The organism is Aestuariibaculum scopimerae (genome assembly GCF_059428085.1).
Genome location: NZ_CM182089.1, coordinates 3,709,688 through 3,724,118 on the forward strand (window position 1 = coordinate 3,709,688; position 14,431 = coordinate 3,724,118).

Here is a 14,431-nt window from a genome sequence, read left to right on the forward strand (position 1 = left end):
GTATGTGAATAATAATTATCATGGGCGCTTCATATCTCTATTTTTTTACTCTATTATGGCTTCGTATATCAAGCTTTGTATATTGGTTCTAATATTTTCTTTTAATAATAAATTTTGTCCGGCATTGGGATAAGTTCTATTTGCCAAAAACACATAAACAAGTTCGGCTTCTGGATCGGCCCAAGTATAGGTACCTGTAAATCCAGAATGACCAAAACTGGTTAATGATACACAACCACAGGTTGGCCCCTCGCCTTCTAGCTGGGGTTTATCAAATCCTACGCCACGCCTATTATCTTCTGCACAATAATAACACATGTTAAATTTATCTATAGTTTCTGGTTTTAAGTAACGCTTACCACCATAAAATCCTTTTTGCAAATACATTTGCATAATTTTAGCTACATCATTAGCATTACTAAAAACACCTGCATGGCCCCCAATGCCATTCTGCATAGCAGCCCCCATATCATGTACATAACCATGTACTTCTTGGTACCTGTAATAATCATCTATTTCAGTTGGTATTATTTTCTTGTTACTTATTTTATGATACGGATTGTACATAGTATAATTGGCTCCTAAAGATTCATAAAAATGACTTTGTGCTAATTGCTCTAGGGTTCTGTCGTAATAGTTCTCAATAAATTTCTTTAAAATGTAATAAGGAAAGTCGCTGTAACGGTATTTTAGGGTTTCAAGCAACTCGGAATCCCTTATGATTTTTTGTATAGAGTCTTGGTAATCAGAACGTAAATAGAGGTTTTTATAAACTTCTATATTAAATTTATTGCTCTTAACGGTACTGTAATATTTGGCACTTGGCCGCTTAGTAACAGAGTCTAATGTATGATAATAAAAGGGTTCCCAAGGGCGCAATCTTGCATAATGCGACAACATGGCCTTTATGGTAATATTTTCTTTGTTAGAACCTTTGTATTCTGGCAGTATATCTGAAAGTTTACTATCTAAAGATATATCACCCATTTCTTCCAGTTCCATAACCAAAGGTAAGGTAGCCAGAATTTTTGTTAGTGAAGCTACATCATAAATATCATCAAAAGCAACTTCTTCTTTACCCTTATAAGTATGCTTACCAAAGTTTTTATTGTATATCACCTTACCCTTTCTAGCTATTAAAAGCTGGATGCCTGGTGTCATCTTTCTATCTACGGCACTTTGTGCTATGGAGTCTACTTTCTTTAGTTTTTCAGAGTCCATCCCTACCCGTTCTGGAATACTGTAGGCCAAACGCTTGATAGCATTATTGTAAATACCATCACCTACTTTAAAATAGGTACCGACTGATACTGGTAAAACTCCTTTAGATGCTATGGCACCAAATATAAGCTGCGCAGATTTTTGTTGGGCTACGATACTATTTTGATAACTAACAATAATACTTTCTATGTTTTCAATAGTTTGTAAATGAGACAAAGCATAGGGCTTTACAAATACATCTAAAACCACTTTGTGGGATTTGGCTATTGCTTCAATCCACATTAATTCGTCATTAGAAAACTCATGGGGTTTCCACGGGCTATCATTGGAGCGGTGTAAACCTATAATTACGGTGTTATAATCTTGAAGCCTTGCTAACAATTCATCAATAGTATCAGCTTTAATTTGATGTACTCTAGCATATTTTTTTAATTCATTAAAAAAGATAGAACCATCATCATCTCCCAAACCTACATAAGCGATATGCTTTGTTTCTAGATGTGTAAACGGTACTAAATCGGCATCATCTTTCACTACGGTAATGGCGCTTTCTACAAGTTCTTCAGATAGAACATGGTCTTTTATTCTGTTTAAATCGGCTACTAAATTGGGTATAGCTACTGGCTTGTAAGCATTCAATCCCACCTTGTATTTGGCCATTAATATCTTTTTAACGGAGTGTGACAAGCGTGCTTCTGAGATGGTACCATTATGATACGCTTCAACTATTTTGGAAATACCAGTTCCAACATCTTCAGACATAAGCATAACATCATTGCCTGCCATAAAGGCTGCTAAATCTATAGCTCCAGATTCACTAAAATTGGAGGCGCCTTTCATGGTTAGAGCATCAGTAAATATAAGACCTTGAAACCCTAGGGAGTCTTTTAGTATATTGGTTACAATGTGTTCGGACAATGATGATGGATAACCCTCTCGCGGTTCTAAACTTGGTACATTTAAATGGGCTACCATAACACTGGAAAGCCCCGCTTTGATTAGCTTTTTATAAGGATATAACTCAATGGAGTCTATACGCTTTTCATTAAAGCCAATGGTTGGTAAGGTTTTATGTGAATCTTGATCGGTATCACCATGTCCAGGAAAGTGCTTGGCATTGGCCAATACACCGGCGCTTTGCATGCCTTCCATGAAAGCTAAAGCTTTGTTGGTGACATTATCCCGGTCTTCACCAAACGACCGATTTCCTATAATTGGATTTAGTGGGTTGGTATTGATATCTACCACAGGAGCAAAGTTAAAATGGACCCCTAAACGTTTACAGTGCTCACCTATTTGCCTGCCTGTTTGTTCTATAAGCTTGTTGTTTTTTATAGCGCCTAAGGTCATGTTCCAGGGAAATGCATAGGTAGAATCTAAACGCATACTTAACCCCCACTCGGCATCCATACCTATTAGTAAAGGCACATTTGATAATGCTTGTAGTTCATTATTCAATTTAGCCTGCCTTACTGGTCCACCATTTGAATATATGAGTCCGCCAATATGGTAAGCTCGTATCTGCTTTATAATCTTATCTTTTGTCTCTTGGTCTTGGTTAGACATGACCTGAACCATATATAATTGCCCAACCTTTTCTTCAAGGCTCATGGTATTATAAATACTGTCTACCCATTTTTTTTGTGCTTTGGCATCAACCGTTCGTAATGGATTAGTCGTTTGTGCAAGCGTAAATATTGGTGTTAAAGAAAGAATATATATTGCAATGAAGATTTGACGCATAAATAATGGTTCTTTAAGCTTATTAATAATGGTATATAGTATTAATAATCGTGCCAAAATAATACTTTTAGCAAGAAGATAAAAAGACTTTATGATAGATTTATAATTAGGTTGTGAACAACTTAATCCATAACGAATTTAAATCCAGCCGAAATAATATTGGCTGTTAAACCTATATTACGCTTGTAATTATTATATTTTATGTCGATGCTTTTCAAACCTAACTTCCATAAATGGAACTTTGAAAAAATATCAGTGTAGCTTACCCCCAAGCCGTATTGACTGGCATTGAATTTAGACAAATCGTAATCTGAGGTATAAAATGCATCGGTAACTACATGTACTTCATAAGGCGCAAAGTAATCGGCTTCCGTTTGGTTATAGTAACGATAGGAAGGATACAATGTAAATTTACTGAAAATTTTAATGGGTAATTCTATTTCTGCTGTATGTGACGTAATACCCCAATCGTCTAAATAATAACGATAATAGGTTCTAAGTGTAAAGATTTCGCTTAAATAATAGTTTAGGCGAATACCCACTGGAATTTTAAACCGGCTATCGGGCAGACGTTCAATATCATCTGCTAATTGAAAAACATCCTTGTTTGTAGGTGATGTGTAATTGGGAATGGTTGCTGGACTGCCTATGTAATAATTAGCAACATTGGCAAAGTAAACCCGTTGCATGGGGTTTGAAAGCCATCCTTTTTGTTGTACCAGATCAAAAAACATAGAAAACCGGGCATTTTTACTAAGTATTTGAGAAAAACTAAAGGACAGTGAATAAGAATTCCGCGCCTTATCTTGTATAATGGGTGACTTTACCGGGGTCCAAACATCACTACCATTTTTATCTATAGCATTACCATTTTGGTCATATATATCAACATTCGCAAAAAAGCTGTTGTTTAAATTTTCATTGGCATCAACAAAATAAGTATCCAATTCTGTTGGGTATCTTGGTCGCCAGGTATCTAAGTACACTTTGGCACTTAAATTAAGAGTGGTATTTTTATCGTTAAAAAGCTTTGTAATGCCACCGCCAAAACCAACTGAGGAATAATCGAACTCTGTAGCAAACGACACATCGGCATTAACAACAGTGTTTCTATCATTAAAACTATGACTGTAATCTACATTTACATTACCCCAAACATCGGCACTAGATGCTCCTGAAGAAGCTGCCCATGGTGTTGGTTGTACAACAGTAACATACGATGTAGATGTACTTGTAGAACTTGATGAAGCTCCAGTTACAACTGTTGTATTCGTTGTTGCTACACGTTTGGTTCTATCAAAAGGGTCTAAATTACTGGAAGATGCTGATGTATATGCCGATATTCCTGCATCAACCGTTAAAACATCATCTGCATTTAATGGTAAACTAACTACTATGGTTGGGGTAAAATCTGTTAATTTTTCTGTACCTATACCTCCCGTAACAGAAGCATTATCACCATCCTGAGAATAATAACTTGTTAAAAAGTCTACTTCGGCAGTTTCCAAAACACGCTTTTTGTATCCTATTGTTGCGGTTTGGTTATTATTTTGTGCAAATCCTATAGCAACAAAAAATAAAATGGGGACTATTAATAATTTCTTCATTCTATATAATTAATTACAGCCACAGCCTCCACCTGATTTTCCCCCATTAGCCCCTGATGCAGCTTCTCTATATACTTGAAAATTTGTAGTGAACCTATCTGAACTTTTTTTAGTTAAAGCCATATCGGGGTCATTCAAATTAACTTTTTCATATTCTTTAACTACGGCACACGAAGTTAAAGACATGATTGCTATTAAAATCATTAAGAATCTTACCATATTACTTGGTTTGTTTTAAGTTTATATCTTTTGATGTAATAATCTTATTATCCTTATCTATAATAATACATTCTACACCTTTTAATTGGTTTATAAAATCCAACCCAACATCAACACCCATTACAAAAACTGCTGTCGCTAGTGCATCTGCCAATTCTGCATTTGCCGTAAAAACCGTGGCACTTAAAATGCCTGTACTCGGATAGCCTGTTCTAGGATCGATTATATGTGTGTACAATTTACCATTAAATTCTACATACTTTTCGTAGTTACCAGATGTAACCACTGCACTATTATGCACTGGTAACCATGAAAAAACGTTGTTTTTATTTAAAGGATTAATAATTGCTACCGTCCAATCTTTACCATTGGGTTGTTTACCCCAAGCATTTAAATCGCCAGAAGCATTGATTATCCCTGAAGTTACTCCTTGTTTTTGTAGTAGGTTCTTAGCTTTATCGGCCGCATAGCCTTTTCCTATGGCACCAAAACCAATCTTCATCCCTTTTAGCTTTAAAAACACTGAGTGGTTGGCCTCATCTAAAATGATATTTTTGTAACCCACTTTTGCTATAGAGTTTTTTATAACCTCTTCTGTTGGCATCATTGTCATGCTACCATCAAACTTCCATACTTTATCCATAGATGCATAACTAATATCAAAAGCCCCTCTGGTTAATTCAGAAATTTTTAGGGCTCTTTTTATAAGTTGAAACAATTCATCATCTACAACAACGGGTTTTATCCCAGCATACTTGATGATTTTAGATGTTTGAGAGTCTGAATCCCACGATGAAATTAGTTTTTCTATTCTTGAGATTTCAGCAACGGCCAGATCGATGTATTGATTTCCTACTTCAGGTGTGTTTGCTACAATCGATATATCGAAGCGACTTCCCATGAGCTTTAATGTTCTTTGATAGGCCACTTGCGAAAAACCTGTGGCCATTACAAAACCCACTAACAAAAAGCTTATGATATATTTAATTTTCAAAAGTGGTCAGTTTTTTAAAATACACAGCTGGTGGTATCTTTTCATAACCCATTTTCCCTAAAACGCCACCATTTTGGTCCAAAACTACTACTAAAGGGAAATAGCCTTGCTCGTTATACATTTCTGCAAGTTTAGCATTTTGTTGGGTAAGGGTTTCTGGCAATTTGTTGGCTTTTTTTCTAGGAAAATCGGCCTTTATCATTACAAAATGATTTTTTGATAGTTCTTGAAATTCTTTGGAACTCCAAATTTCCTTATCTAATTTAATACAAGGTATGCACCAATCAGATCCTTGAAATACTAAAATAATATTTTGATTGTTTTTGGAAGCTTCTTGTTTTGCTTCTTCAAAATTGGTGAGCCAATTTTGACTTAATGCACTAAAACTTAAACAAAACAGCAGTGCACTTAAGGTGATTGTTCTTTTCATAAAATAATTAAAAAGATAAAGCTAATATTATATTACCATGTAATAAGTAACATAGGTTACGTAAACCTTACAAATACAATCAACTTAACGTGTTTGTTGTTTAAATATTTTAAAAAGAACATACTAAATTACTTTAAAAAGCGGCTGTGCCAACTCTCGCTTGCAGGAACTTCCCAGTTATCATTAAACTCGGCAATATTAGTAACTAAATTATTGAACACAATGGTGTTTTTTGAAACGGCTTTGTCTTTTGCCATTTTCTTAAAATCTGTAAGTGGTTTATAGGCTATATAATCACCTTGTTTATAGGATACATTCATTTTGTCCATTAAATCTACATTATATTCCTTTTCTAATTGCTGAATAAAATGAACCGATGCATCTATAGAACAACCGGTAGCATTATTTAGGTTTTGGTTTAAACCTATTACAATAAAGCGTTTGTACTTTATTAGGTAACCAGCTTGTAAATCGCCACCATGTGCTGTCCAATTTTCAATAAAAACATTTAATTTAGACTTTATAGCCTCTATTTCATCTTCGGTAAAGGAGCGATTGGCTTGGTATATCCAAATGCGGGATGCTTCTGGTAATGTGTTAAAATCTACTAGCATTTTTTATTTGAAATAAGTTATTTAAAATTATAAGTCTTGAGCATTGGCTATAAGCTCGGCAATATCCATAATAGCGACTTCAGACTCTTTTTCTTTTGATTTTATGCCGTCGGTCATCATGGTATTACAAAATGGACAGCCAGCTGCAATAATTTCTGGCTTAACGCTCAAAGCTTGCTCTGTACGTTCTACGTTTACATCTTTGTTGCCTTTTTCTGGCTCTTTAAACATTTGCGCGCCTCCTGCACCACAGCACAGACCATTACGTTTGCAATTTTTCATTTCTACAAGCTCTGCTTCTAGCTTTTGTATTAAATCACGGGGTGCTTCATAAACATTATTGGCACGCCCTAAATAACAGGGGTCATGAAAGGTGATGCGCTTGCCTTTAAATTTACCACCCTCTACCGTTAAACGCCCTTCACTAAGCAAGGTCTTTAAAAATTGTGTATGGTGCATCACTTCGTAATTGCCCCCTAATTCTGGGTACTCATTCTTTATGGTATTAAAGCAATGCGGACAAGCAGTTACAATCTTTTTAACCTCGTAAGCGTTAAGTACTTCAATATTAGTCACGGCTTGCATTTGAAACAAAAATTCATTCCCGGCACGTTTGGCTGGATCGCCCGTACAACTTTCCTCTGTACCTAAAACAGCAAACTCTACTTGAGCCTTGTTTAAAAGTTTAACAAATGCTTTGGTTATTTTTTTTGCTCTGTCATCAAAACTTCCAGCACAGCCAACCCAAAACAATACTTCTGGCTGTTTGCCTTGTGCCATAAATTCTGCCATAGTAGGTACTTTAAGTAATTCGCTCATGTTATCGCGTTTATTCGTTTTTCCAATTTAATCTATCCATTTGATTATATGGCCAAGGAGCACCATTGTTTTCTATATTGGTCATCATAGTATTTAATTCTACGGGAGCTGCACTTTGCTCCATAACTAAATAACGACGCATTTCCAGAATAATGGATAATGGGTCTATACTAACGGGGCAAGCTTCTACACAAGCATTACATGAGGTACAAGCCCATAATTCTTCCCTCGTTATATAATCATCTAAAAGTTGTTTGCCATCAGGCTTAAATTCGCCTTTATTGGCATCAATGCTTTTACCCACCTCTTCTAAGCGATCACGGGTATCCATCATAATCTTTCGTGGGGATAGTTTCTTTCCTGTTTGGTTAGCTGGGCATTCACTGGTACAGCGTCCACATTCTGTACAAGTATATGCATTGAGCAATTGTATTCTGTTTAGGTCCTGTACATCACTAGCACCAAACTTTGCAGGCACATCGGTTGCTTCACCTTCTACAGGGGCTGCAAATGGATCAACATTTGGGTCCATCATCATCTTCACTTCCTTGGTTACGGCTTCTAGATTATTGAATTGTCCTTTGGGCGTTAGCCTACCATAATAAGTATTTGGAAATGCCAACAAAATATGCAAATGTTTTGAAAAATATAAGTAATTCAAGAATATAAATATTCCTATAATATGTAACCACCAAGCAGCCCTTTCAATAATATGCAATGTACCGTTGGGCATATCGCTAAACCATGGAGCTATAAATTGACTGATAACATTACCCGAATTGGCCATTTGAAAGTCCACATCGGTAGCATTCATAACTAAAAACAACGTCATTAATATCATTTCAAAATATAAAATGAAATTACCATCATTTTTAGGCCATTGGGTCATTTCTGGCTTCCAGAATCGTTGTAGTTTTATAATGTTTCTTCGTATCCAAAAAACCGTAACAGCAATAAATACCAATAATGCCAATATTTCAAAAGTGCCTATTAAAAACCCATAAAGGCTACCTAGGGATGAAAATATACGATGGGTACCCAATAAACCATCAATTATAATTTCTAAAACTTCTATGTTTATAATAATGAAACCCAAATACACAATAATATGCAGTAAACCTGCAATGGGCCTTCTTACCATTTTACTTTGCCCCAGGGCAATCATGGCCATGTTTTTCCAACGTTCAGATTTATTATCGGTAGCATTTACTTTATGCCCCAGCTTAATATTACGAATAAGCTTTTTTACATTTTTTGTAAATAAACCAATGCCTAAAACTAGTAAGGCTGCAAACAGAATATTTGGCAAGTATTGCATTTAAAATGATTTAGGTTACTCCTTTTTATATGGGATTTCCTTTTTGGATAAAATTCTAAAGTAGCGTTTTGGGTGCAGTTTAATATCCCTTAACAATTCTTCCATTTCTTTAGTAGCACCTTCTAAGTTATTGTAAAGCGCTTCGTCCTTAAGCAGTTTCCCCATAGTTCCTTCACCACTCTGCATAGTAGCCAATAGATTGTTTAAGTTATTTAATGTTTTATCTAAAGTAGCAACGGTGGTACTGATATTAGCTTCTTTTAGTTCTGCTGTCAATAAAGATAAGTTTTCACTGGTTGTTTTAAATTTTTCAAGAATTTCAGCAATGTTATCATCGTTTTTGGTAATAACATTATTGACTGAATTTGATGTATTCTTAAACGATTTTAAAGTTAAGTTAAGCTCGGCTATGGTTTGTTTTAAACCTGTTTGTGAGTCATCATTCACAAGCCTGTTTAAACTTGCCATAAGCGTATCTGTTGATTTAAGGGTTGAATTTAAATCGGTACTTAATCCAGAAAAACTTTTTGATAAACTTGTTACCAGTCCGAACTCTACTTCAGACTGTAAAAAGTCCCCTGGCTTAGCCATTTCACCTTCTTCGCTAACAATAATAGCTAGACCATTCCCGCCCATTAAGCCAGTTTCGTACATTCTAACTACGCTGTTTTTTGAAAACCTTAAAGCCTCATTTACCGAAAAAGATACTCGGGTTTTGCCGGTTTTATAATCGTAGACTATATCTTGAATTTTACCAACTGTATTACCCTTAACGGTAACCACAGAAGACTTGGTTAGTGCATTGTAATCGAACTCAGTGTAATAAACATTAGTTGATTCTAATAGATTTTTTCCTTTTAGATAATTGAAACCAAATATGAAAAGAACAATTCCTAAAATTACTAATACGCCTGTTTTAACTTCTTTTGATATTTTCAAAATAATTGTTTTAATAAAAACAAATTTAAGATAAATTTAAAAAGAACACGTTTAATTCGTTGTTGTTTTTAATGCCTCGGTAAGAGTTATCTTTTTATCGTCTTTAAAAGCAACAATAAAACAGGACTTATAGCCCTTATTTCTAGCTTCTTGCTGTAGTGCCTTAGCCTGATTATAATTGAAGGTATTGCCATAGTAATACTTGAATAGATTGCCCACTTTTAATCTTGACACATCTTGCAGTCCATTAAAATTATAAGGCTTGGTCTCTAAAGCTTTTGCGCCGGCTGCTATTTGTACTTTAAAGGAGACTCTGGGAGCGGCTTGAGTAGAAGAAGTATTATCGTCTTCAATGGTAGCGTCATCAAAAACATACTCGCCTAATTTCCCTTCGAGATTATGTTTATACTCTAATATAGCATTAGCTATTGTAGAGGCCATTTCATTTTGTCCCTTTTGAGAATTTAAATACCTGCCTTCAATGTTATTTGTTAAAAACCCTAATTCCACCAGCACACTAGGCATAGCAGTAGCGTGCAACACCCAAAATACATCCTGTTTTACTTTTCTGTCTTTTCTTTTTAAATTATTAACTAATCTTTTTTGTATTAAACTAGCTGCAAGAATACTTTGATCTAAATATTCCTCAACAGCCAAAGATGAGCCTATTAATGACTCAGGAGAACTGGGGTCAAAACTTCCATATTTCTTTTCTATATTATCTTCTAGAAATATAACTGAGTTTTCATTTTTTGAAACTCTAAGGTTTTGAGAAATTTTACCAATAGACATAACAAAAGTACCTGCCCCATAGGCTTGACTTGTGTGTGAATCACAATGGATTGAAACAAACAAATCTGCATTTGCATTATTAGCAATTTTAGGCCTATCATATAATTCAACAAAAACATCTGTTTTACGGGTGTATACAACTTTTATGTTTGGATTTTTGCTTAATTCCTCGCCTATTTTCAAGACAACACTTAAAGCTATATTTTTTTCTTTATAGCCATTCCCTAAATTCCCCGGGTCTTTCCCACCATGCCCGGCATCCAACACCACAACAAACTTGTGGGGCTGATTGTTAGCATCGACATTAACAAAGGATGAAAATGTTAATGCTAGTATAAAAAATACGAAAAGTAATACTTTGTTCGTTTTCATGTGGTAACTCAATATTTTAACTATTTTTATTTTATGTGCCCTTATATACAGACATATAAAAAACGCATTTGTTTAACAATTAATATGCGTACCTGTTTAATTTTAAATTTTAATTGAATTATCAATCAATCACAGAAAAATATATGTAATTTTGGCTTTTCAAAAACCGAGCCATACTTTTACAAAAATACATTTAAAAGCGTTGCACACAAACAACTTTAAAATACTTTTTGCATTAAGTTTTACAGTGTTTATTAACACGTTTAGCTTTGCCCAAGACATTCCTCCAGCAAAAAAACCTATTAAAAGAACTGCTAAGGATAGCGTTGTGGTTTCGGCCGACAGCTTGCTTGTTCCTCCTATTTCTGAGAAAGTTCAAGACACGACTTTAACAGATTCAATAAAACCAAAAAAAGAGCTTCTAGAGCATATTGTAAAATATCATGCCACAGATTATTCCAGTTTTAATCAAAAAGAACACAAACTTTATTTATATAACGAGGCTACTATAGATTATGGCGATATGAACATTGCTGCTGGTAGTATTACAATAGACTATACCAAAAATACCGTTTACGCCAAAGGTATTACCGATTCAGTTGGGGGTTATACCCAAAAACCTGTCTTTACACAAGGCACTAATGTGGTAGAACCCGATTCTATCATCTTTAATACCGAAACCCAGAAAGCCCTTATCTATAATTCTAAAACCGAACAAGGTGAAGGCCATGTTATAGCCTCTGTTACAAAGAAGGAAAACGATTCGGTTTACTTTTTAAAGAATGCCAAGTATACCACTGCTGAAGATATTGAAGACCCAGAGTATTATATAAAATTAAGAAAGGCTAAAATTGTGCCTGGTAAAAAAATAGTAACTGGATTGGCTAACCTATTTATATATGATGTGCCTACACCCATTGGCTTGCCTTTTGGTTTTTTCCCTCAATCTGAAAAACAAACATCGGGGATTATCATTCCAACCTTTGGCGAACAAAACAATCGAGGTTATTTTTTGCAAAATGGTGGATACTATCTAGCTATTAGTGATTATGTGGATTTAGCCATGTTGGGCGATTATTATACAAATGGGAGTTATGGTATGCGTTTGGAGAGTACCTATGCAAAACGATACAAGTTTAGAGGTAATTTAGGGTTTAGGTATGAAAGTTTAATTACTAGCGAACGGGGTTTTCCCGATTATGCCAAAAACACCATTTACAATCTGCGGTGGAGTCACAGCCAAGACTCTAAAGCTAGTCCTAATTCCCGTTTTTCGGCATCGGTGAATTTGGGGAGTAGTAAATATTATAGAAACTCTTTAAACCAAGTGAACTCTGGTGCCTTTTTAAACAACACCCTATCATCATCTGTTTCTTATTCCAAAACATTTATGGGTGAGCCTCAAGTGAATTTCAGCTTAACGGCCACACATTCCCAAAATACAAACACACAGCAAATAAATATGACCCTACCTACCTTTCAAGGAAGTGTTAGCAGGGTTTATCCCTTTGCACCAAAGTCAGGTTCAAAAAAAGGGATCATACAAAACATTAACCTACAATATAATGTGAGAGGTGAAAACAGGATTCAAACTACCGATTCACTCTTCTTTAAAAAGGAAATGTTTGACGATGCCAAAGCTGGATTTCAACATACCATTCCTTTAACCACAAACTTTAAGCTATTCAAGTACTTTAGTGTGAGTGCCAGCACAAACTATAATGAGGTATGGACCTTTAAGACTATTGAGAAGTCATATAACCAAACCACACAAAAAGATTCTATTCAAACCATTAATGGGTTTGACTCTTATAGAACTTATAATTTTAGTACCAGTTTAGGAACGACTATTTACGGGATGTTTAATTTTGAAAAAGAAGGTCAGAATAAGAAAATTAAAGCAATTCGGCATGTGATGCGTCCTTCCATTAGTTATAATATCAACCCGGCGTTCGATAAGTATTATGATACCTACGAGGTTATAAGTGCCGACGGTTTAACCACCACCGATGTGGAGTATACTAGATTTGAGCAGGGTGTTTTTAGTGTACCCAACAAGAATTTTTCAAGTTCCATGGGACTGTCCTTATCCAATAACATTGAAGCTAAAGTTCGGGATAGGGACACTACAGCTACCGAACCTAAAAAAGTGACATTACTCAATAACCTTAACTTCTCTACATCCTATAATTTTGCAGGCGACTCCCTAAAATGGAATTCCGTTAGGATGACCGGAGGCACACAACTATTTAACAATAAAATGAGCGTGAATTTTGGGGCGACTTTAGACCCCTATGCCCTGGATAACAACAATAACAGAATTGATAAGTTCAATATAAATAATGGCGGAAGCCTTTTTAGGCTAACTAGTGCCAATCTTACTACCAGTTGGAGCATCTCCAACAAAGGTGGAGCCAAAGATAAAAGAAAAGAAAGAGGTATTGAGGAAAACGTACGTAGTGGTGGTCGTGATGATGATTTATTTGGGGTTTCTGAGGACTTTGCCAACGAACAAATTAATGAAGATGAAGACGAGGATACAGCTGTACAAAGTGAGTTGTACAATTACCAAATACCTTGGAGTTTGCGTATAGCCTATGCTGTTAATTATTCCAACTCTAGGCGACAAAACGAAATATCTTCTCACTCCCTGATGTTCTCTGGCGATATTCAATTATCAGAAAAGTGGTCTATAGGTGCTTCGTCTGGTTACGACCTAAAGAATGCAGGATTTACCTATACCCAACTACGCTTTGAACGGGATTTGATGAGTTGGCGCATGAACTTTAGTTGGATTCCTTTTAGTACACGAACTTCATGGAATTTCTTCATTGGCATTAAATCCAGCTTGTTAAAAGACTTAAAGTATGAAAAACGCAAGCAACCAGATATTCAATTATAAAACATATGGAACTGAAAGGTTTGTGATTTACCATTAAAGCACAAACGGGTAAGATAAACTTATAAACTAAATATAGTAATGAAAAAAATAATTAACACCCCAAAAGCACCAGCACCTCTTGGTCCTTACAATCAGGCCATTTTAAGTGATAACACCTTGTACATATCTGGGCAAATTGCCATAGATCCAGAGAGGAATGTATTGGTTTTAGATAATATAGTGGCAGAAACTTCGCAAGTGATGCGTAATCTAGAAGTCGTTTTAGAAGCTGCCGGTATGACCTTTGATAATGTGGTTAAATCGAGTATTTTTATCAGTAACATGGATAACTTTGCGCAAATTAATGACGTTTATGGTAACTATTTTGATGCCGATCTTGCTCCAGCACGCGAAACCGTTCAAGTGGCCAAACTACCAAAAAATGTAAATGTGGAAATTAGTATGATTGCTATTAAATAACA

The 14,431-nt window shown here is 35.3% G+C and carries 12 protein-coding genes; 2 read left to right on the plus strand and 10 right to left on the minus strand.

Annotation, left to right across the window (positions count from 1 at the left end):
• Positions 1 to 45: 45 nt before the first annotated feature.
• The 10 genes from AC5SR4_RS16115 to AC5SR4_RS16160 all read right to left on the minus strand — a co-directional run bounded on the left by AC5SR4_RS16115 (position 46) and on the right by AC5SR4_RS16160 (position 11,068).
• Entirely contained in the window at positions 46 to 2,964 is a 2,919-nt protein-coding gene (locus tag AC5SR4_RS16115) for a serine hydrolase domain-containing protein (RefSeq protein WP_495359201.1), read from the minus strand.
• A gap of 122 nt (positions 2,965 to 3,086) precedes the next feature.
• Positions 3,087 to 4,571 carry a DUF3570 domain-containing protein gene (locus tag AC5SR4_RS16120; RefSeq protein WP_495357307.1) on the minus strand — a complete coding sequence of 495 codons (1,485 nt, stop codon included), beginning with the start codon at positions 4,569 to 4,571 and terminating at the stop codon, positions 3,087 to 3,089.
• A gap of 9 nt (positions 4,572 to 4,580) precedes the next feature.
• On the minus strand, positions 4,581 to 4,790 hold the full coding sequence (locus AC5SR4_RS16125; RefSeq protein ID WP_495357308.1) for a DUF4266 domain-containing protein: 210 nt from the start codon (positions 4,788 to 4,790) through the stop codon (positions 4,581 to 4,583).
• Position 4,791: 1 nt separating this feature from the next.
• Positions 4,792 to 5,778: an FAD:protein FMN transferase gene (locus tag AC5SR4_RS16130; RefSeq protein ID WP_495359202.1), complete on the minus strand. Its 987-nt coding sequence runs from the start codon at positions 5,776 to 5,778 to the stop codon at positions 4,792 to 4,794.
• Positions 5,774 to 6,214, minus strand: a complete 441-nt coding sequence (locus AC5SR4_RS16135; protein WP_495357309.1) for a thioredoxin family protein — start codon at positions 6,212 to 6,214, stop codon at positions 5,774 to 5,776. The genes AC5SR4_RS16130 and AC5SR4_RS16135 overlap by 5 nt, the downstream gene beginning before the upstream one ends.
• Before the next feature lie 128 nt (positions 6,215 to 6,342).
• Complete coding sequence (locus AC5SR4_RS16140; protein WP_495357310.1) at positions 6,343 to 6,828, minus strand: ABC transporter ATPase; 486 nt, start codon at positions 6,826 to 6,828, stop codon at positions 6,343 to 6,345.
• A gap of 27 nt (positions 6,829 to 6,855) precedes the next feature.
• Complete coding sequence (locus tag AC5SR4_RS16145; RefSeq protein ID WP_495357311.1) at positions 6,856 to 7,647, minus strand: (Fe-S)-binding protein; 792 nt, start codon at positions 7,645 to 7,647, stop codon at positions 6,856 to 6,858.
• 10 nt (positions 7,648 to 7,657) lie between these two features.
• Entirely contained in the window at positions 7,658 to 8,965 is a 1,308-nt protein-coding gene (locus AC5SR4_RS16150) for a 4Fe-4S dicluster domain-containing protein (RefSeq protein ID WP_495357312.1), read from the minus strand.
• A 15-nt stretch (positions 8,966 to 8,980) separates the two neighbouring features.
• A complete protein-coding gene (locus AC5SR4_RS16155) occupies positions 8,981 to 9,904 on the minus strand; it encodes an MlaD family protein (RefSeq protein ID WP_495357313.1) in 924 nt (307 codons plus the stop codon).
• 51 nt (positions 9,905 to 9,955) lie between these two features.
• Complete coding sequence (locus tag AC5SR4_RS16160; RefSeq protein ID WP_495357314.1) at positions 9,956 to 11,068, minus strand: N-acetylmuramoyl-L-alanine amidase family protein; 1,113 nt, start codon at positions 11,066 to 11,068, stop codon at positions 9,956 to 9,958.
• Between the two features lie 151 nt (positions 11,069 to 11,219).
• Between AC5SR4_RS16160 and AC5SR4_RS16165 the strand changes: the two genes are divergently transcribed.
• Together AC5SR4_RS16165 and AC5SR4_RS16170 are read left to right on the plus strand one after the other, a co-directional pair.
• Complete coding sequence (locus AC5SR4_RS16165) at positions 11,220 to 13,970, plus strand: putative LPS assembly protein LptD (RefSeq protein WP_495357315.1); 2,751 nt, start codon at positions 11,220 to 11,222, stop codon at positions 13,968 to 13,970.
• A gap of 78 nt (positions 13,971 to 14,048) precedes the next feature.
• Entirely contained in the window at positions 14,049 to 14,429 is a 381-nt protein-coding gene (locus AC5SR4_RS16170; RefSeq protein WP_495357316.1) for a Rid family detoxifying hydrolase, read from the plus strand.
• The last annotated feature ends 2 nt before the right edge of the window (positions 14,430 to 14,431 follow it).

Bases quoted from the DNA above. Each gene is read 5' to 3' on its own strand.
- AC5SR4_RS16115 (WP_495359201.1), bottom strand. From the start codon at position 2,964: ATGCGTCAAATCTTCATTGCAATATATATTCTTTCTTTAACACCAATA.
- AC5SR4_RS16120 (WP_495357307.1), bottom strand. From the start codon at position 4,571: ATGAAGAAATTATTAATAGTCCCCATTTTATTTTTTGTTGCTATAGGA.
- AC5SR4_RS16125 (WP_495357308.1), bottom strand. From the start codon at position 4,790: ATGGTAAGATTCTTAATGATTTTAATAGCAATCATGTCTTTAACTTCG.
- AC5SR4_RS16135 (WP_495357309.1), bottom strand. From the start codon at position 6,214: ATGAAAAGAACAATCACCTTAAGTGCACTGCTGTTTTGTTTAAGTTTT.
- AC5SR4_RS16140 (WP_495357310.1), bottom strand. From the start codon at position 6,828: ATGCTAGTAGATTTTAACACATTACCAGAAGCATCCCGCATTTGGATA.
- AC5SR4_RS16145 (WP_495357311.1), bottom strand. From the start codon at position 7,647: ATGAGCGAATTACTTAAAGTACCTACTATGGCAGAATTTATGGCACAA.
- AC5SR4_RS16150 (WP_495357312.1), bottom strand. From the start codon at position 8,965: ATGCAATACTTGCCAAATATTCTGTTTGCAGCCTTACTAGTTTTAGGC.
- AC5SR4_RS16160 (WP_495357314.1), bottom strand. From the start codon at position 11,068: ATGAAAACGAACAAAGTATTACTTTTCGTATTTTTTATACTAGCATTA.
- AC5SR4_RS16170 (WP_495357316.1), top strand. From the start codon at position 14,049: ATGAAAAAAATAATTAACACCCCAAAAGCACCAGCACCTCTTGGTCCT.